Genomic DNA, 20,325 nt, shown 5'->3' on the forward strand with positions numbered 1-20,325 from the left:
AAGTATTTGAATGATAACACAGTAACTTTGTTTATTAAATAAATCGTTTTTCTGTTTCCGAACCTCTTATCGCTTGTCAGTTTTCATTGACAACGGGCTCTGGAGCCAGGAAATCTGACAGCCCTTTTTTAAGGTTAGGGAGGGTTGCATTTTTCAATCCATAACGTACGTCATCGATCTTCCAGTTCCCATTTTGTCTGATCAGCTTCACCTCATCTGTCCACACAATATCTCCTTCCCGCTGATTGGTGAATTCTACGCGTACAGTGGCAAGGTCCCCGTCAGTTTTTACACGTACAATTTTAAAAGAAGTAAAACTTTCATACAGACTTGTAAAAATATCTCCTTCTATCATTGCTGGCTTATCTGTTGAATTTGCAGCTTTTAATTCGGCGGCCGAATGCTCTTCTAATTTAATAGCTTTATCTATCAGTGTAGCTAGTTCTCTTGATAATAAAGTTTTGTTGACCTCTTCAAAGGGGCCATTGTAATTTTTATAAAATGCGTCAACAGCTTTAGCTGCACTATTACTTTTAGAATTGGTACAACTAAATAATACTACAGCGGTAATAATTGATAACAGGATTTTGAAAATCATCAGTATATGGATTTATTTTAACAGCGTATATTGGTTTATTTTAACAAGTATTTTATTTTAACAGCTGGGGCATACTCTACGTTTCCTGAATAGATCGTTTTACCGTCTTTTAATTCTCCGAGCCTCCACACATTATTTCTTTTCTCCAGAAAGACACCCTGATCGGAAGCTTCAGTTTCATAAGCTGTCAAAGATTTCTTGTTTAACACCCAGCTTGTGTTTTGTGTAAATACTTCTGCCTTTTTCTGATCATCAGAGAAGATGACACTTGCTATTGAGCCTTTATCCATGCTTCTTAATTTAAAAGGCAATTCAAGAACACGGATACATCCTTTTTTAAGGTTACTCCATTGATATTGATTGCCAGCTGACAGTCTGCACCGCTGATCGTCAGCATCAGAATTTACTGCAGTAATTGGGGTCAAAAATTGCGACAAAATATCTTTAGTACTTTTACCAAAAGCACGTTCGCCTTTAAAACGGACATTATCAATCTTCCATGCACCATTTTCTTTAATCAGTTCGATGTCGTCTTTCCAGGTTTCAGTGCCTGCCTTGTTATTCGTGAATTCGAGCTGAACAGTAGCCTTATCATCATAAATACTGGTTTTCCCGATCTCATAAGAGGTGAAGCTTTCTGAAAGACTGGTAAAAATATCCCCTTCAATCTTATTTGGCTTATCTGTTGATTTTAAGGCTTTGAGTTCTTCGGCAGATTTTACTTCTTCTGCAATTGCTTTGTCTATTAAAGAGGATAAACCTGTGGAGAGTAAGGTTTTGTTGACTTCCTCAAAAGACCCGTTGTGGTGATTATAGAAGGCATTAATCACTTTGTTAATCTCATTATTTTTGAAAGGGTTACAACTGATTAAGAGCGTCGTTACGATCAATGATAACAGGATTTTTAATTTCATATAATTATTTTTAAAGTTAGTAAGCGGCTTGAAACAGCTTTTATAATTCTGTAAACGCGATTTAGCTACTATACCCCTATTTGAATCCCGAAATATTTACCTTTGCCCGCATTATGAAAAGAATTATTTACAGCTTGCTATTTTTTCTTGTCTGTTTACCGGTGATCAGCCAGGCGCATGGTTATTGGTTTGTGATTAAAGGCCCGGGAAAAGTAAATCAGCCTGTACAGATTCAAATCTGTTTTGGTGAAATTGATCAGTATAATATCCGTCACCGCGAAACAGGACCTGAACTTATAGCGCTTGGCGATTTCAAAGTGACTGTCCTGGATGAAAAAGGTAAAACAACGGTGGTCACGATCAATCCTAAAGCAGATTGCTGGGAAGGTACTTTTACTCCCCGGGAAAAGGGTGTATACCAGATTTTAGCACGCAATGAGTCTCTTCCGGTTGTAGACCGTTCAAAAACCGGCGGAAAGAGTGTACGCCCGATCGATTATTTATGTGCGGCTTACACTGTTGAGCATACGGGATACGTAGAAAAGCCTGTCCAGTTTTTAGATATAGTTACTGCTACCAGAGATAAAATGATTATCGTAAGGGCTTTCAATAATGGAAATCCGGCCGTCAGTGGTACGAAATTACGTGTATTTAATCCACAAAACTGGGAGAAGTCACTTGAAATAGATGCGCATGGTGAAGCTGCTTTTATGCCCGTGATGAAAGGCTTATATATCATCAGACAGGATTATAATTTAGCAGAGGCAGGCAGTTATAAAGGGTTGCCTTATACTAGTATAAGATACCGTTGTAATTACAGTTTGTTAGTTGATTAACTAACAAACTGTAACAATTAATTTAGAATTTGAAGGTCAGGTTCGCCAGGTAACGCGCCGGACTTTGAGGGGTTAACCTTACAGACCAGGCCTTTTCACTGGTCAGGTTATCAACTTTAACCCCGATTCTGAAACGGCGCTGATCATAAAATACAGTGGCATCAAACATGGTATAACCTGGAATAATCACTTTAGAAGTTTTGGTATTGGTTTGATAAGATGAACTTCCTGAGTTCCCGCCAAAACCAGCACCAAAACCTTTTAATGCTCCTTGCGGAAATTTGTAACTCAACCAAAAGTTGAGCATCTTATCAGGTCCCGATAAGGCTGGTCTTAAGCCTTCAGTATCCGGAGTTCCTCCGATAGCCTTGCTGTCATTATAAGCATAACCCGCAATAATATTGAATCCCGGAAATGGATTTGCCGTCAGTTCAATTTCTACTCCTCTGCTTTTTTGATCTCCATCCTGAATACTGTAGGTATTATTCGCTACATCCGGACGAACAATATCTTTTACTTTGATATTATAATAACTGATTGTACCTACTAATTTATGATCAAATATATCACCTTTAACGCCCATTTCTATTTGATTTGCCTGCTCTGGTTTAACCATATCTCCGTTAATCTTAGTACCGTTTTTATTGGTGAAAGAATTCATGTAACTTCCAAATAAAGAAACACGGTCTTTAACTACCTGATAAACCAATCCTAATTTAGGGGAAAGCGCGGTCTGGCCAAAAGCCCCGGTATTGAGATCAGTAGCGACAACTGTTGTCCCGTCAGCCTGATAACGATCTAAACGAAGACTTACCATAGCTAAAAGTCTTTCACTCACGTTAAAAACATCTGACGCGTAAACTGCATAGCTATTATCTGCATTAGATTCATTTCTTATTTTCCCGGCTTTAGTTGGTGCCAGATCATCAATAATCTTTTTGCTGATGCCAGCATCATTGCCAGGATTAACAAAATCAACTTTCGGTCCTGTGACCTGAACTCTATCAAAAGTATTGGTATTATTATAAAAATCAAGACCAACAACTAAACGGTTCCGGTGTGATCCGATCTTGAAATCCCCTATAAAGTTTTGCTGAATATCAGTTGCAATAAATGAAGTATAACCCCGCATCACTAAAGCAGTCAGTTCTGTATCTGAAACACCATTCAGGGCTGAAATATAACCTCTGATCGCGGTACTGGACCTGGACATCACAGTCTGGGAAGTCCATTTTTCAGACATTTTATAGTTAAACTGGGCAAATACATTGACCATCTGTGTTCTATAAGCTAAATCATTATTTCCAAACAATTTATCGTAAGGAAATCCCATGTCTCTGATATTTTGTATTTTAACAACTTTAGCAGCCGGATCTGTCTTTGTATAAGGATTAAAACGAACTACGGATGTTCCTTCAGCTTGCCCATACTCTACATCAAACAGCATGGAAAGTTTATCCGTGATCTGATAAGAGAAACTTGGGGCAACACTAAAGCTTTTTGTATATCCTGAATCCTGAAAATTCTTTTCATAAGTACCTGCACCGTTTAAACGGAACAATACAGTCTTTTCTGCGTTTAATGGCGTATTGATATCAAAGGCCATTCGCTTATAGTCCCAGCTACCACCAAATAACGAAACCTCACCACCTACCCCGTTATAAGGTTTCTTGGTTACCCGGTTAAATAAACCGCCATAACTAGACAGGTTATTTCCAAATAAAGTAGCTGAGGGACCTTTAATGGCTTCTATACGTTCCAGGTTAGCAGGATCAATAGCAGTATATGCAAAGCCAGCAACTCCGTTTCTTACCATGGGTTCAGTTTCAAAACCCCGGGAACGAAAAGTTACCCTCCCTTGATTGGCGAGCATTGGGATTCCGGAGCCGGGAACATTTTTAGAGATACTACCTAAATCAACTGCTAATTGTTCCTGGATAAGCTCTTTGGGAATAGAAATATAAACTTGTGGATTTTCCAGGTTTTTTAATGGAAGACGCGCAGAATAAACGCTCTCTTTCCTGGAAAATTTATTAGATGTACCGCCGATGATAACTTCTTGCAATGCTTGAACATTTTCTTTGCTTAACTGATAATCGGCAGTAATGGTTTTTCCGGCAATCACCGTTACAGCCAGATCTTTTTGAGCAGCACCCAGCATCTGAATTCTGATCGTATGCTTTCCAGGGCTGATATGATTAAAAGAGTAATTACCATGCTCATTCGTCAATGTATGTTTGGCAAGGTCAATTAAAGAAACTGAAATTGATCCGGCCGGCTGACCATCTACGAGTAAAACTTTACCGGATATATTTCCTGTTGTTTGCGTTGTTTGAGAGAAAACGGTATGAAAACCGAGTAGTAAAAGCGTAGTAAGTAAGAATTTCATCAAATAATATGATAGGAGTAAGTGTAATAATAACATCGGCAAAGATAAACATTATCTGTAATCAGTCTAAATACACTTTAGATAATATCTCTCTTTGTAGTTGAAAAGAAACGATATATTACCACCGATTAAGCGTAAATTGCCCGTACATGGAACCTAATGATGTAAAAATATCCCGTAAAAAACCTATTTTCCCAGTTACGCCTGCTTTGCAAAAATACCTGAGAACCTATCAGCGGGATTCAAAACTTCCAATTACTTATAATGATTTGTTAGTTTTTAATGAAGCCTATCCTATCATGGATAAATATGGAAAGGATTCACTTTGGGAAGGCCCTATTTATCCTGCAGACCGGATTGAACAGCTGCACAATGGCCTGAAAGTCATTTATGCTAATTTAAAAGCCTCGGGTAATCTTCGTATTGTACAGCATAAGTATATTGAGAAAATCGAATATTGCACTTTTGGTAATACACACCCGTTCCGGATTAAAATTGTAAACCGCTTAAATGATGTGTATGACTACTTTTATGTGAAAAAGGCAGATGCTTCGCGGATTTACGGACTGGAGCTGGAAGAGATTTTATCACCAAACCAGGTTAACTATCTTGTTGATGGGGAAACGCTGATTGAGGAGCATGTTGCAGGAATACCCGGAGACGTTTTTGCAAAGATGTATTTACACAACCCTGAATATAACCCTACCCGTATAGCGAAGGAGTTTGTAAAATTCAATGAGCGCTGTTTAGTTATGTTATTAGGCGATATGCGTGCTTATAATTTCGTGGTACAGATTACACCCGACTTCGACGACATTCAATTCAGAATCAGAGCTATTGACTTTGATCAGCAGTTTTACGAAGGAAATATCAAAGTATACCTTGCACAGTTCTTTAAAGAAAACCTTCCTTATGTAAAGATGTGTATGGAGCAACTATCTGATAAGACTTTTCTGCAGTATCAGCAGGAAGAGAAATCGTCGATATTGCACCGCGTTCGCAGTGAACGTCATCGCCTGACCGATTTGCGGGACGTATCCAATACGGAAATCCTAACCACGCCAGAAAATATAGAATCATTGAAAAAAGGCATGTCGGAACATTATGCAGATCTGAATTATCTGAGCTGTCAAACTATGACTGATATTGTAGAGTTAAATATTAAGAATATCATCAGGCAGGTAAAATTGTAACCGCAACATTTTCGCCATCAAAGCAAGTAATCTCGTTATTGACCTTAATTATTTATCATCCTCCAATGCTGCCTGGTTTGGATTGTTAAAAGAAATGCTCTCTTAGTTTAAGTATGGTTTGAATCCAGTACCAATTTACTCCATCCCCCCTCTCCGCTGGTCTTTAATTCTTTTTTACGTTCTTCCAGAATCTTCTGCATTTTACTGTTATATGCCCAGCATGTACTCTGTCTTATAAGCAATAATCCTGAGAGTTTATGGGAAGAAATCTTCCCTTTTGTAGAGTACACCAGAAAAAGCATATAAAAAGCTTTATTAATGGGAATCTTGCTATTTTGAAAAATAGTATACGAAATTACTGACTCATCATACCCACACTTGGTACATCTTCTGCTATAGGGTAAGAAACCAGCAAGATAAAACGTATTTGTACATTTACGACAGGCATATCCATTTGCCCACTTCAGCTCAGAAAGATATTTAAAACAGGTTTCCCTATCTGGATAAATCTTACTGAACTCCGCAAAATCAACATGATCAGACATAACCCTCGCTTTGTTTACTTTCTCTATGTTCAAATGCAGCTCCTGGTTATCCTTTTCCAACATCGTATTCATCAACGAAATCTCTTCGTTCTGCTTTTCAATAATAGAGGCTTTCAGTCTTACTTCTTGTGTGCGCTGATCAACGAGAGTAGATAATTCTTTGTTTAAAGTATCTTTCAGACTTTCATTAACCTGCAATTGATGAATCATTTTCTTTTGCACTTCACTTTCATTTTTACGCAGTGTTCTTACACGCTCACCAATTGCAAAAGACACAAGAATCATTTCAAATATAAAACAGAAACTCAGGCTATAATAAGTAAATGGCCCATATGGCATCCAGGGTACATTCAATAACAAGAGGATCTTAATCAGAAAACCAATTACCAGAAAGGTATAACCAATCACAAAAAACATTGCCGGACGGTAACGGTTCTTCAAAATATAGATACCAGTTCCATAAGCAACCAATAATGGGATCAGTTCTACGAGTTTATAACTAAACAGATGTTTATTAAACAGACAGACTATAAAAAACAGACTGCGTAAAATGATAACCCATATAATTAATTGATAAAGCCTGGGGGCCTTAGTTTTGACGTAAAGAAAATTAAGCGTGAACATTAATGCGAAAACACTGCTTAAGTACAAAGTAAAGCCAATGCCGTACTCATTCCCTAAAGGCCAGTCTGGCCAAAGGTATTGGAAGGCTATCCCATCAATACTCATTTCGTATAAGCCGATACTCAGATTGTACAAGACGTAATAGAGATATTGCATTTGTCTGACTGCGAAAAACATGAGCAGGTTATACAAACTGAAAACGATCACCATTCCATAAAACAGCCCGAAGATCAGGTATTCATTCAGTGCATATTTTACAAACCAGCGTATATCCCGCAATACCATAATTGCGCTTACTGACTGCGATGATTTTATCCGTACATAATAGGTCAGCGTGGCATTAGAATCATTATTAAGCTCATAAATGAAGTTTTTATGCTGATATTCTCTTTGACTAAATGGATAAGCAGTCCCGGAATAGTAAGCCTGGTAATGACCTTTGCCATCGGGTACAAATAGGCCAAAATGATTAATGGACTGATCAAAGAATTCCAGTATCCAGTTTTTAGCAGATGCTTTAGCATGCTTTATTTTAAATCTGTACCAATAAGCAGAGGTAACGTGGTAGTTCTTTGGCGTATACTTCTTATTGATCAGGAATTTTGACTGAACAGCGGGCTTTAAAATATCGGATAATGTCAAAACATTTGTGCTATCTTCCAAATACTCAATTTCTCCATAAGAAAAAATATAATGAGGGACTTTATCATTAACAGGAATGATCTTTTGTGCGTGAGACAGCTCAATTGTCAGCGTTAAAAATAAACACATGACCATAAGGATTTTAACCAAATGGCCTTTAGAAGGGTTAGATACAGGTTTATTCATTAAAAATTGTAAAGATGTTAATCACAGGATGATTAAATATAATCAATTGCAATGAACAATTTAACAATCAAATAACTGGTCCGGCAAATGATTGCCAGACCAGTTGAGTGCACTAATTGATTTTATTCACAACTAAATTATCGTAATAGATATAATCTGTAGTATTTGCTTTCCATTCTTCCTGGCTTCCTCCTCTGAAAGTATGGAATGTAAGCTTATTGATTAATCTTTGACTATCATTTGTAGTCCAGCGAATATCATTATCCAGAATGGTTTGACCATTGATAATAATTTGCGCATGTCCGTTAGTATTTGAACCTGTATTGCTTTTCACATACATATGGACGTGATACCAAACTCCTTTTTGAAGTGACCCGCTTGCAGGGAAGCGTTTAGTATAGGTATCACCAAATTTGGTGGGCTGATCTTTATGATAAACATAAGGTTGAAAGAATACCCGGTCTGCACTTGGTGAATACCACATTAAGCGGAGCGTTCCACCATTTCCGTCCCATCCTGGATCTCCACCGGTATTCCCTTCGCCAATTGCAAAGCCGAAACCAATCTTTCCACCTCTGCTGAAATTGAAATTGCTATGAAATTTTACATCGTAATCTAATTCATAAGCGGTTCCCTGGCTCACATTTACATTTCCAATCAGGCCCCCTGCTCCTGATAGCGCGTTTGGTAACAAAGTAACTCTTAAACCATTAGATCCGTCTTTTCCATTGGTTATAAATGCCCTTGATTCTTGCCACCCTGAAATGTTTCCAAAATCTGCAGCTGCCTGTGAATTGGTATAAGTTGAACCATTGGTCCTGTTTTCCCAGTTCACATTTATATCTCCATTTACGGCATTGACTTCGGTTCTTGAAGCCTCCTGATTTTGGTTACCCGGTTCATTTGTATTGACATCTTTTTTACAAGCTGTCCCGAATAAAACTGCCAGCAAAACTATACTAGCCATCAACTGTCTTTTAGTAGTCTGTTTGTTCATTAGATAAATATTTGGTTTATAAATTGGTTGCTATAAATTTAAAGGAGTTTTATTGACATAAACAAGAGAATAATTTTACAATTAACTATATATCAAATAATTAAAAAATAATTGATACGCTATAAATCATAGATTTTTTAACACAATAAGCGCCTTCATCAACTTGTAACCGCTTTAACTTCTGTTTCATTTTACCTTTGATACGCTTACACCACAAAAAAATATTTATTCTTTTTTTCAATTGCCGGATTATGGTCTTCAAAAGATTAAAAAAAGCAAGCGGGCCCGTGCCAAAAATTTATTCTTAAACTTATTATTTGATATATTCGGCCGCAGATCAGCCCAAAAGACTGTTTATCACATTCAAATACCTTCAACATCTTATATAAATACCTTCTATGAAAAACATCAATAACCTTTATTGGATGGCGGCATTATGCCTGCTATTTAGCTGCGCAAAGCAGAAGTTTAACGTTCAGGCTGATGGTTCACAAAACCAAAAGCAGTTACAATCCTCACCCGTTGGTGATGTGGTTGGTAAAATTACAGTTGGTTATCAGGGCTGGTTCGCCTGTATTGGCGATGGGTCACCAATTAATGCCTGGTGGCATTGGGCTCCAAACGCTTCACAGCAACCTTCCAATAGTAATAATGGAATTAAGTCCTGGCCAGATATGCGGGAGTACACTGCTTCTTATCAAACAGGATTCTCTAACCTCGGTTATGGCCAGCAGGCCAAACTATTTTCTTCCTATAATGACCAGACTATTGATATTCATTTCAAATGGATGGAACAAAACGGTATAGATGCAGCAGCATTACAACGGTTTAATCCCAATGGCTGGGAAGGCCCGATAAGGGATGCGATTACGAATAAAGTTAAAATAGCTGCCGAAGCGCATCACCGGAAATTTTATATCATGTACGATGTAAGCGGCTGGACAAACATGCAGTCAGAACTCAAAACTGACTGGACCTCCAAAATGTCTGCTTATACAGCTTCTGCGGCCTATGCCAAACAAAACGGCAAACCAGTAGTTTGTATCTGGGGATTTGGGTTTGATGATAATAACCATCCCTGGTCTGCGGCTGTATGCTTAGAAGTTATCAATTGGTTCAAAGCAAAGGGTTGTTATGTTATTGGTGGTGTCCCTGCACATTGGAGAGAAGAAAACAGCGATTCACGGCCAAACTTCCTTCAAGCTTATAAAGCTTTAAATATGATCTCCCCATGGATGGTAGGAAGAATTGGCAATATCAACGATTCTGACAACTTTTATAACAATAGCAATGTACCAGATCAAGCTTATTGTAATGCGAATGGCATCGATTATCAACCTTGTGTATTACCCGGCGATTTACAAGAAAGACAGCGTGCCCATGGTGATTTTATGTGGCATCAGTTTTACAATATGATCAAGGCAGGCTGCCAGGGGATATACATTTCTATGTTCGATGAGTACAATGAAGGTAATCAGATTGCCAAAACCGCAGAGAATGTTTCCATGGTTCCTTCGGGAGGTAATTTCCTTGCCCTCAACGAAGACGGCATCAATTGTTCTTCAGATTATTATCTGAGGTTAACAAATGATGGTGGCAAAATGCTCAAAGGCCAGATTCCTCTGACTGCTGTCAGACCTACCGAACCTGTTATTGGTGGAGTTATATAATTTTTAATTATTTCCCAAACCATACAATTAACCAAATGGATAGCAAGTATGCCAAGAACCAGTGGTATTGGTTTATTCGGAATAGTATACCTGAAAAAAAGAAAAATGCTTAAATAAACAATAATTACACCGGGGAACTGTGTGACAAATATATCAGGAAAACTGAAGAAATAAGTATCAGGAATACCGACAAACTCAGTAACAGCATAAAGCGAAAAATAAAATACCCAGAAAATAAAATGATAAAATATTAAACTATACCTTTTGGATATTTGCATAAATCAGTGAGGGATTAAGAATAAAAATCAATTTGGTGAGTAACTGGCAATTTTAATTTCGATGTATAAAAATCATTATTATCATCAATGGTCAGTTCATAATTGTTACCATACTGGTAATCGAGTCGCTTTTTAATATTTTCAATCCCGATTCCATTAACATCTTCAATTAATGTTATCTTCTTTTTGTTATAAGTATATAAGTGAAGGAAATAACCATCCTCAGAATTACACAGGTGAATTATAGCCGGATCTTCAATCAGTGCACAATTTCCATGCTTTAACACGTTTTCTATAATTGTTATAATAATTAGTGGGACAACCTGAATTGATGGAAATGTATCTTCAATTTTCAGATCAATATGCAATCTGCTGCTAAATCTCATCTGGTTAATTTTAATCACATTGTTTACATGTTCCAATTCATCAGAAAGAAGTACCATTTTACCATTCTCATTTTTTTCCAGAGCATAGCGCATGATTTGAGATAAAGTGATAATTCCATCCGCCAATTCCGGAGATAGGGCCAAAGATTTTGTATAAAACAAACTCAGCGTATTAAATAAAAAATGAGGATTAATCTGTGCACGGAAAAACTCATACTCAGCCACACGTTTCTCCCGCTCTATAATTGCTGTATGTTTTTCGCGCCTTATTAAATTTATACAAATAGCATAGCCGAAACCAAAAAATGCAAACTTAACAAACGCCCAAAGTATAATAACAATAAAGTACAGAAAATTATATTTGAATACTGGCCAGGTTTTAATTAAGGGTCTGAGCGTATTATTTATTTCGTACCACATGAAGAAATACCACCAGTAAATCACAATAATCCCAATAACTAATGGGATGATTTTTAACGGAACAGTATATCTGGAACACAGGGCTATAATAAGATAAACCAATAAAATATTTGTTCCCTGTGCACAAAAAACGTCAAGCCAAACCATCCAGTAACGATCACCAGGCTGAAAAATAGATTCATATCCATTGAAAACTAAATGAAATACCCAGAATATAACATGATAAGATATTAGCTTATAATCTATTGAATTCTTCAATGTCCAGGTTTATAAGTTCGTACAAATTCAACCCAATCCGAAACACTATCCGGGATAATTACATCAGGATTTATGCCGATATTGTTCAACCTGCGTCTCTCTACCCTATTTGACCTGAAGGCAGGGTAAAGAACCGAAAAATAACTACATGGAATTTTTCCACTCACAATCTCCGTATAATCAATTGCACCCGCACTATTTTGGCCAAACAGCGTAACTTTTTTACTTTGCTCAGCTCTTAAAATAAAATGCTCAGCAGAACTTGCACTCCCCCTGTTCATTAACACAGAGACACGCTGTGGATTTTTTAAAACCTGAGAAAATTCAATAGTATCTGCGGGATAAAGCGGAAAGAATTCACCAACGTGTGCCTTCAATTTTTCAACATCTTTCTTAAACTTTTTCTGATCATCTGCAGAAAGATCAGACATATCAGTATCATACCCATCTTTAATATTATCTGCTGTTGCCCAGACAACTCCACCATCGGTATAGATTGGATTTGTATAAATATAAGGTAATAATTGCGCGAAGGTACCTGTCAGGCCTCCGGGATTATTTCGAACATCAATAATCAGGTGTTTTGTTTTTAGCAAGAGCGCTTTATTACGCTCCAAAATACTATCTACAGATTTTTTATACTTAATAGCAAAATAAGGAATTACTAATAGATTAGTTTCTTCATCTAATATTTTAAATGATGGCGACTGATTAAGTTTTACTGGTACTTTTCCTTCATCATCTTTATTGAAAAGGTCCATGCTCTTGTACCACATCCCAAAATTACCAGGGTTCATATGATCTCCAGTTAAGGAAACAGCCCCGAAGTTTTTGCCATGGTCAACTCCCCTAAAGTAAATAAGTTCATATTTATCTTTTACCTTTTTTATCCTGATTTTTATTTGCTGAGGTGTCCATTCAGGATTACCTGATTTGATAATAAAACCAATAAATTCATCTTCTTTACTGCTGGAATCTTTGACTACAGCTATCTTATAAGTATTAAAAACATAAGTCCAGTATCCTTCTATCCTATCAAGTTTTCCTTTGTTATCTTGCAGATATTTATCAAAATCCCGTTCAGTCCAGTCTGTTCTTTCAGAAGTAGCAAAAAAGGCACTGATTTCAGCTTTTGTAGCTTTTCCTGGCTTAAACTGCATTCTAATATGACCATCTTCAAAGAAAGATAGCCACTCCGAGCAAATATCGAAACACCTCATCTTTTCGGCTGAAGCCGCAACTTGCTGCAAACTATCAGTGAAAACATCAAATTTCTTTTGATTCGCTTCGGTTACCTTATCCCGATAACCAACGTAATTATTTTTCACTCTCTGTACCAGGGATTTAAAATTATCAGCGCAATTACAGGTCTGGGCTCTGGATAAAACAGGCAATAAAATTAAAACCAGTATAAATATTTTTTTCATTTTATTGTTGTTTGTATTTTGAAGCAGATACTATGTAATTATAAATGGTTAGTCTTATCCATTCATGCTGAAAGTTTATAACTAAACATGAAACCGATCAGGAAAGATTAAACTTCTTCTTTGCGAATAGTTTGGGCCAATCTATATGGTTTGCATTAACGCGCTTTCCAGGCGAAGTATAAAATTGTACTTTATGAAAAACAGGTAGCTTAAGTGATAAGGAATAAAAGGTATCATTATCATCAATCAATAATTGATAATCTTTCCCATAATGATGTGCAATACGTTTTTTGATATTTTCAACCCCAATTCCACTGGAGTGCCCGGCTGCCCAGTCACTCTTTTTATTATACGTGTTTAAATGAATGAAACACCCATCTTCAGAAATATACAGATGAACCTTTGCGGGATCTTCAGGTAATGAACAATCACCATGTTTCAGGATATTTTCTACAATGGTGATGATAATCAGCGGAACAATCTGAATAGATGAAGATATGAATTCAAAATTCAGATCAATTTGCAGACGATTACTAAATCTCATCTGGTTTAACTTAATCACGTTACGCACATGTCCCAATTCATCAGCAAGCATAACCATACGATTTGTATCATTCCTATCTAGTGAATAGCGCATAATTTGGGATAGCGTCATAATCCCATCTGAGAGCTCCATAGATAAAGGCAATGCTTTTGCGTAAAATAAATTTAACGTATTATTCAGAAAATGAGGGTTAATTTGTGACCGGAGAAACGCATATTCAACTTCTAATCTTTCCTTTTCTAATTGATTAAGCTTCCTTTTGTGTTTGATCATTTTTACTGTAAAAGCATATGCAAATCCAAAAATCAAGAATTTGGAGGCATGATATGCTACTCCAATAATATGATAACGCAGACCAAAAGGAAGTGGCGCAGGTGGATTAGATTTAATATACGGCCGTATTTCATAACTAACAAAATACCAGATAATCAGATCCAGTATAAAAATCAAAATAATCCCCACGAACAGCGGTACTGGTTTAGATGGAACAGTGTATTTTGCGAAAAGATAAACTCCCAGATATGCAATAATTATATCTGGTATTTGTGTGTTGAGTACATCAAATAAACTGAAAAAATAAATTTCAGGAATGTTGGCAAACTCATTAAGGGCGTATAAAGCGAAATAAAACAGCCAAAAAATCAGATGATAAAATATTAAGCTATATTTTTTAGAAATTTGCATTGTATTTAAGAATAAAAATCAATTTGGTGAGAAACCGGCACCTTAAGTTTAAGCATATAGAAATCATCATTATTATCAACAATCAATTCGTAATTATCACCATAGTGGTAATTAAGGCGTTTCTTAATATTTTCCATTCCTATTCCACTGGCATCTGCGACTAATGTATTTTTCTTTCTATTGTAGGTGTATAAATGAATAAAATAACCATCTGAAGAATTAAATAAGTGAATTATGGCAGGATCTTTAGCAAGTGTATTGTTCCCATGTTTTAATACATTTTCCACGATAGTTATAATAATCAATGGAACAATCTGAATTGAAGGGAAGGTATCTTCGATTTTAAGATCAATGTGCAGGTTATTGTTGAACCTCATCTGATTGATTTTGATCAGATTATTTACATGTTCCAACTCATCAGAAAGTAACACCAGATTACCATTTTCATTCTTCTCAAGAGAATAGCGCATGATTTGAGATAAAGTAACTATCCCATCCGATAGCTCATTAGATAAAGGCAAAGATTTTACATAAAACAAACTCAATGTATTAAACAGAAAATGAGGATTAATCTGAGCCCGGAGGAATGCGTACTCAGCTTCGATTTTTCCTTTTTCTGTTAACAGAATATTTTGTTCCCGCTTAGTAACTTTCCAGAAAATAGCATATGCAAAACCAAAAAAGATAAATTTAAAGAACGCAAAAAAAATATTAATAACTGAATAGAGAAAGTTAAACTTCCAGGCATATCCAATTAAGATTGCTGGCCTGAGCACATGGCTGACCAAATACCACATGAAAAAATAATACCAATAAAGTATAAAAAGTCCAATTATCAAAGGGACAACCCTGGTTGGAACAATATACTTTGAGCACACGAATATAGTGAGGTAAACTAAAGTTATATTTGTTCCCTGAGCACAAAATACATCGAGCAAAACAAGCGCATAATTACCCTGGGGATGGAAAAGAGAATCATATCTGTTAATGATTATAAAACCTATCCAGAATAATATATGATAAGATATTAGTTTATAATTTATCGGTGTTTTCAATGGCTGGGTTTATATTTTCTTACAAATTCAATCCAGTTTGGAACATCATAAGGGATAATTACATCAGGTGCTATTCCAGTGTTATTTAAAGGATGTGTATCTACACTATTATAGCGAACAGCTGGGTATAACATGGAAAAATAACTACATGGAATCTTAATATTCAGAACTTCCACATAATCAATTGAACCAGCACTATTCTGCCCAAAAAAAGTTACCTTTTTACTTTGTCTGGTATTTAAAATCATAATTTCAGCAGCACTGGCACTTCCCCGGTCAAATAAAATAGAAATACGTTGCGGATTCTTTGAAAAATGAGCTAATACGATCGAATCAGGAGGGTATAATAGATAGAGTTCGCCTACATGCGCATTCATCTGTCTAACTTTTTCTTTAAGCTTAATTTTTAGTGCTTCTGAAACACCAGGCACATCAGGATTATACCAGGCTTTAATATTATCCGCAGTGGCCAATATTGATGCGCCAGATGTATAAATTGGATTGGTATAAATATAGGGCAATAGTTTTTCAAATGTTGTAGTCAGCCCACCTGAATTCTTTCGGATATCGATAATTAAATGTTTACTTTTTTCCAATAATGCTGTATTCACTTCAATAATACTGTCTACCTGGTTTTTATATTTCATACTAAAACTAGGTAATACCAATAAATTAGTTTCCTTATCCAATATCTTAAAAGACGGCAGTATATCATCCACAACCCATTTGACGGCCTCCTCTTTATTTTCCAGAAATGGACTTTTATACCATTTTCCAAAAAAACCAAGATCGATGGTATCCTTGTTTATCAAAAGAAGAGGAACCCTCTTACTATGATCCCCACCTCTGAAGTACATAGTCTGATAATTATCCTCTATCTTTTTAATCCTTACTTTAACCTGTTGCTTTGACCAGTTAGGATTGGTCGTATTTACAATAAAACCAATGAATTCATTCTTTCCGGCAGCAATATCTTTTACTATTCCAATTTTATAACTTTTCGCAGCATAAGTCCAATAACCTTCTATCTTATCTAATTTTTCTTTATTTCGTTGCAAATAAGAGTTAAAATCATGTTCATTCCACGACGTTTTTTCAGCTGTATTAAAAAAAGACTTTATTTCATCATTTGTAGCTTTTCCAGGAGTAAAAGATAAACTAAGGTGCCCATCTTCAAAAAAAGTAAGCCACTCTGTACAAATATCAAAACACGGCATTTTTTCAGCTGAATTTGCAATATTCCGTAAGCTATCAGTAAAAAGATCAAATTTTTTCTGATTAGACTCATTCACCTTATCTTTATACCCAACATAATTATTCTTTATTTTTTCTACTAAAAAATTAAAGTTATCAGCACAGTTACAATTTTGAGCCCAGGCAAGACCTGGTAATAAAATTAAAATTAGAATAAGTTTCCCCCTCACTTTGTTGTTATTTTTATTATAATATATATAGTTCTATTGCAAATTCAGCTAAAAAAACAACCTTAAACTGTACCGCCGCCGTTGTTTTGGTCACAAGTGGCATTTCCCGGTACACTTGATGGCTGATCGCTCATTTTTTCCTGAACTGGATACCCTCCCCCTTTTATTTTCACAAGCTCTTCCTTATTAAGAGACACAATTGTCATTTTTTCAAATGACAATTTTACATCAAGAATTTGTTTATTCTTTTTCATAAAATTTACAGATTTGTTTTAAATATATAACTTACTTCCTTTAATATGCAATAAACCATTTATAGAATTATATCTGATGAAGTAATATTAATCCGTTCATCAAATTTTGTTTCTTTTCCATATGCACTTTTATAGTACTGATACAAAAAATCATAAATCACTGCTTCATGTAAACGCTGTAGTTCAGGAATAATACGATTAATCAACATGTGAATATAACTTCCCAATAAATCTGGCATAGCAACCTGCAGTTCTCCCGCTCTTTCTTTTCCCCTAAGTTCCTGAATCAAAGGTTCTATACCTGCCGTACGTTGCCTTAAAACCATATACAATTGATAAAATTTATCATGAGGCTGTTGAATACTCAACGAAGTATAAATTTCTTTTTTATATTTTCTGAATAATTTGGAAAGCTGCTGTTTTTGGTCAGATGAGAATTTAAATTCCGCAGCAAAAATTTCTTTGAGCCCTTTTATGAGTTCTAATTTACGTTCAAGCTTAAATTCAAATGCTTCTAATAAAGTATCAATAGAAAGAATTGCAAACTGCCAGCGAAGCAGTTCTCTCTCATCACCTGAAGTATGATCAAGAAACCCTAAAAAGGCAATACTATCCCGATAAAAGAATTGTTCGGCGCAGGACAGCGTAGTTGCACCATACCGGATATACTCGGGTTGATAAGTATCAGTTGTTACATTCCAAAGAAATCCCATCTTACGGTAAGGTTTCAATTCTTTATGAAATACCCTGGTAATGTAAGGCAGCCATTTGACATGAGTGACTTTCAAACGCAATCTGATATGAAAATCACTATCTGTATAACGTATAAAAAACCATTCTTTAATCCATTCCTTCTTCTCACAATGAGCTGTTAATACCTTAACAGCGTTTGCTAGTATTACATCAGCATTACGCACCCCACAGTACAGCTTATAATATAGCCATTCTGAGCTGTCATTATTGGCTATCAATGTTACTTCTTCATGCTCATAATGATTCTGTTCTGTTAATAAATTCATGCCAGATTCAGGATTTCTAGTCATAAAGGTTTGAAATTGATGTTTATAATGCTGGTTTTTCACATCTTTTACCACAGGAGCCAGTTCTATATACTCTTTAAAAACAAAATACTTTTTGCCTTTTAGTGTATACTTAAAAATATCATAAGTCATTTCTTGATCTTGAAAATTGATCAAAAGTTCATTATCACCGTCAGCAAGAACAACCTTTTGAGGTAAATTATATTCTTTTATAAAATTCACCAGCAATTCGCTAAACAATGTATTATCCTTTTGAGTCAGAAGCTGTATCTCCTTTTCTGTAAATACCCAGCTGGCACGTCTTAATATTATATTTTTATAAACTACACGCGGTAAAAAGTTATATTGCTTCTGAAGACTTCCCCAACTAAATTTCAGGTTGCTTATTTGATCCTGATCCTGAAGATCACAAAGGAAATGATACACAGGTAAGGCGTTCAGACTGAAATTATGGGCATTACTTAATCTTGGTATAATAACTTTATGGAGTCTTTTTGAATATAAAACTATCCTGTTTTTCCGATAAGAGATTAGTAAATCCTGCACGCATATTTGCTGATCTTCAGGTAAAAGAGATTTCGCGAGATAAGGTATTTCGTAATTTCTGAAAGCCGGGCGCTGAAGAATATTACCAACTCTTCCCTGGGGAAGATGTAATACCTCAGCTAAAATTGCTTCAGGTTCATTTTCCTGTTCAGCAATAGTCAATTCAGAAACCAGGTTATTGAGCTCAGCATCTGATTGCGCAAAACGTGCAACCATGTTCACAGCACTTGTTCCTCCGGCATTTTTCACATAAACCTGTCCTGATAATGTGATTTCAAACATCAACTGCAATGAAGAAGGTAATGGTAAATTTACCTGTAAAATATCTTTTATATCCTCATCAAAAATTTCTATACATAATTTATCATTTTTATATGCCTTAAGCCATTTTTTTTGTAAAATCTCCTCCCATTTGCCCCACGCAAGCATTTGATTATCTTCTGTTTCTGGCAAAGTCAGCATTTCTAAAATTGGCGATGGAACCAGATGTTTATCGGGAACATAACCAATACCTGTTTCTGCATCCAAAACTTCTAAAAGTGGCATTTCTCTATCGCCATAACGCTCATTAAAACGCTTTGCAAACAATTCCAACCGAAGCGGCTGTTTTGTGGAAGTTTTATAAAGGACATCCAAAGCCGTTAATATATCCTGTTGCAAATTAATTGATAAACCACTTTGAGAAGTAGCAGCTCCCGTTACATCAGTTTGAAATATCTTTCCCGCTTCATATGGAATCCCTATTAATTCAATCAATTTAAGTATTTCCTGATAACGATCAATCCCATTATATTTCTCCCGGTCCAATTTACCTAGTAGCTGCTCTATTTTTTTCAGTGTTTGAACAATCTCAGTCAGCTGGTGATCTAGCAGGTTATAACTATCCAAAATTTCAAGGACCTGAGTGAGCAGTCCATTGCCAGTTACAGCGGGATCAAGTTCATTAATCAGAAGCTGTGAATTGATACAATTATCAATAAATAGAATAGCTTCCTCACTTTTAATCCCTGCTTTTACTAATACCGAGGTAAGATCAGTACAATTCAAACCATGTTTTGCAGCTTCTGGAGTTGCTATATTTGAGTAGACACAGAGTTAAGAGGATTTACATATCTTAACAGAATATTATGTCACGAGAGAGAAAAGCATACCCGAAGGAGTTCAAGCTGATGAGCGTTGAACTGAGTAACACCCGTACAGATCTAATTGCACTTGCGAAAGAACTGGATATCAATGTGACTTTATTATATAGATGGCGTAAGGAATTCACCAGCAAGCAAGGCAGCAGTTTTCCTGGGAATGGAAAGGTTATCCTCAGCGCAGCTGAGCAAGAGGTGGCTAATTTGAAAAAAGAACTGCGTGAAACGCAGATGGAACGGGATATATTAAAAAAGGCCATCAGCATTTTCTCCAAG

At 36.0% G+C, this 20,325-nt stretch carries 16 protein-coding genes; 4 read left to right on the forward strand and 12 right to left on the reverse strand.

The features are described 5' to 3' along the window. Positions 1-76: 76 nt before the first annotated feature. Together LY11_RS09540 and LY11_RS09545 are read right to left on the reverse strand one after the other, a co-directional pair. Complete coding sequence (locus tag LY11_RS09540; RefSeq protein WP_111633484.1) at positions 77-598, reverse strand: DUF3828 domain-containing protein; 522 nt, start codon at positions 596-598, stop codon at positions 77-79. A gap of 35 nt (positions 599-633) precedes the next feature. Continuing rightward, entirely contained in the window at positions 634-1,512 is an 879-nt protein-coding gene (locus LY11_RS09545) for a DUF3828 domain-containing protein (RefSeq protein ID WP_111633485.1), read from the reverse strand. Positions 1,513-1,625: 113 nt separating this feature from the next. On the opposite strand from LY11_RS09545, the gene LY11_RS09550 reads away from it, so the two are divergent. Then, entirely contained in the window at positions 1,626-2,348 is a 723-nt protein-coding gene (locus LY11_RS09550; RefSeq protein WP_111633486.1) for a hypothetical protein, read from the forward strand. A 22-nt stretch (positions 2,349-2,370) separates the two neighbouring features. Here LY11_RS09550 and LY11_RS09555 read toward each other — a convergent pair whose 3' ends face one another. Next, positions 2,371-4,737, reverse strand: coding sequence for a TonB-dependent receptor (locus LY11_RS09555; RefSeq protein ID WP_111633487.1), 2,367 nt, complete (start codon positions 4,735-4,737; stop codon positions 2,371-2,373). A 149-nt stretch (positions 4,738-4,886) separates the two neighbouring features. Between LY11_RS09555 and LY11_RS09560 the strand changes: the two genes are divergently transcribed. Continuing rightward, positions 4,887-5,930, forward strand: a complete 1,044-nt coding sequence (locus LY11_RS09560) for a hypothetical protein (protein WP_111633488.1) — start codon at positions 4,887-4,889, stop codon at positions 5,928-5,930. A gap of 107 nt (positions 5,931-6,037) precedes the next feature. On the opposite strand, the gene LY11_RS09565 is transcribed toward LY11_RS09560, so the two are convergent. Both LY11_RS09565 and LY11_RS09570 read right to left on the reverse strand, forming a co-directional pair. Continuing rightward, entirely contained in the window at positions 6,038-7,927 is a 1,890-nt protein-coding gene (locus LY11_RS09565; RefSeq protein WP_211321518.1) for a 7TM diverse intracellular signaling domain-containing protein, read from the reverse strand. Between the two features lie 112 nt (positions 7,928-8,039). Further along, a complete protein-coding gene (locus LY11_RS09570) occupies positions 8,040-8,924 on the reverse strand; it encodes a polysaccharide lyase (protein WP_111633489.1) in 885 nt (294 codons plus the stop codon). A gap of 398 nt (positions 8,925-9,322) precedes the next feature. On the opposite strand from LY11_RS09570, the gene LY11_RS09575 reads away from it, so the two are divergent. Next, positions 9,323-10,594, forward strand: coding sequence for a glycoside hydrolase family 71/99-like protein (locus tag LY11_RS09575; protein WP_111633490.1), 1,272 nt, complete (start codon positions 9,323-9,325; stop codon positions 10,592-10,594). Between the two features lie 292 nt (positions 10,595-10,886). Here the strand turns inward: LY11_RS09575 and LY11_RS09580 are convergent, their stop codons facing one another. The 7 genes from LY11_RS09580 to LY11_RS09610 form a co-directional block, all read right to left on the reverse strand. Then, the gene (locus tag LY11_RS09580; protein ID WP_111633491.1) at positions 10,887-11,936 is read right to left on the reverse strand and encodes a sensor histidine kinase; all 1,050 of its coding nucleotides are present in this window, start codon (positions 11,934-11,936) and stop codon (positions 10,887-10,889) included. After that, complete coding sequence (locus LY11_RS09585; RefSeq protein ID WP_111633492.1) at positions 11,933-13,363, reverse strand: S41 family peptidase; 1,431 nt, start codon at positions 13,361-13,363, stop codon at positions 11,933-11,935. Before LY11_RS09585 ends, LY11_RS09580 begins: the two co-directional genes overlap by 4 nt. A gap of 97 nt (positions 13,364-13,460) precedes the next feature. Further along, positions 13,461-14,591, reverse strand: coding sequence for a sensor histidine kinase (locus tag LY11_RS09590; protein ID WP_111633493.1), 1,131 nt, complete (start codon positions 14,589-14,591; stop codon positions 13,461-13,463). 5 nt (positions 14,592-14,596) lie between these two features. Further along, entirely contained in the window at positions 14,597-15,388 is a 792-nt protein-coding gene (locus tag LY11_RS09595) for a sensor histidine kinase (protein ID WP_111633494.1), read from the reverse strand. A gap of 254 nt (positions 15,389-15,642) precedes the next feature. Further along, on the reverse strand, positions 15,643-16,938 hold the full coding sequence (locus LY11_RS09600) for a S41 family peptidase (protein WP_146610829.1): 1,296 nt from the start codon (positions 16,936-16,938) through the stop codon (positions 15,643-15,645). Between the two features lie 194 nt (positions 16,939-17,132). Next, entirely contained in the window at positions 17,133-17,324 is a 192-nt protein-coding gene (locus tag LY11_RS09605) for a class I lanthipeptide (protein ID WP_111633496.1), read from the reverse strand. Between the two features lie 59 nt (positions 17,325-17,383). Continuing rightward, on the reverse strand, positions 17,384-19,987 hold the full coding sequence (locus tag LY11_RS09610) for a lantibiotic dehydratase (protein ID WP_262510916.1): 2,604 nt from the start codon (positions 19,985-19,987) through the stop codon (positions 17,384-17,386). A 50-nt stretch (positions 19,988-20,037) separates the two neighbouring features. Between LY11_RS09610 and LY11_RS09615 the strand changes: the two genes are divergently transcribed. Continuing rightward, the coding region (locus LY11_RS09615; protein WP_146610830.1) for a transposase at positions 20,038-20,325 on the forward strand (288 nt) is incomplete at its 3' end.

It is taken from the genome of Pedobacter cryoconitis (assembly GCF_003259615.1).
In the GTDB taxonomy this organism is placed as follows: Bacteria; Bacteroidota; Bacteroidia; order Sphingobacteriales; family Sphingobacteriaceae; genus Pedobacter; species Pedobacter cryoconitis.

Bases quoted from the DNA above. Each gene is read 5' to 3' on its own strand.
- LY11_RS09540 (WP_111633484.1), bottom strand. From the start codon at position 598: ATGATTTTCAAAATCCTGTTATCAATTATTACCGCTGTAGTATTATTT.
- LY11_RS09545 (WP_111633485.1), bottom strand. From the start codon at position 1,512: ATGAAATTAAAAATCCTGTTATCATTGATCGTAACGACGCTCTTAATC.
- LY11_RS09550 (WP_111633486.1), top strand. From the start codon at position 1,626: ATGAAAAGAATTATTTACAGCTTGCTATTTTTTCTTGTCTGTTTACCG.
- LY11_RS09555 (WP_111633487.1), bottom strand. From the start codon at position 4,737: ATGAAATTCTTACTTACTACGCTTTTACTACTCGGTTTTCATACCGTT.
- LY11_RS09560 (WP_111633488.1), top strand. From the start codon at position 4,887: ATGGAACCTAATGATGTAAAAATATCCCGTAAAAAACCTATTTTCCCA.
- LY11_RS09565 (WP_211321518.1), bottom strand. From the start codon at position 7,927: ATGAATAAACCTGTATCTAACCCTTCTAAAGGCCATTTGGTTAAAATC.
- LY11_RS09570 (WP_111633489.1), bottom strand. From the start codon at position 8,924: ATGAACAAACAGACTACTAAAAGACAGTTGATGGCTAGTATAGTTTTG.
- LY11_RS09575 (WP_111633490.1), top strand. From the start codon at position 9,323: ATGAAAAACATCAATAACCTTTATTGGATGGCGGCATTATGCCTGCTA.
- LY11_RS09585 (WP_111633492.1), bottom strand. From the start codon at position 13,363: ATGAAAAAAATATTTATACTGGTTTTAATTTTATTGCCTGTTTTATCC.
- LY11_RS09590 (WP_111633493.1), bottom strand. From the start codon at position 14,591: ATGCAAATTTCTAAAAAATATAGCTTAATATTTTATCATCTGATTTTT.
- LY11_RS09595 (WP_111633494.1), bottom strand. From the start codon at position 15,388: ATGTGGTATTTGGTCAGCCATGTGCTCAGGCCAGCAATCTTAATTGGA.
- LY11_RS09605 (WP_111633496.1), bottom strand. From the start codon at position 17,324: ATGAAAAAGAATAAACAAATTCTTGATGTAAAATTGTCATTTGAAAAA.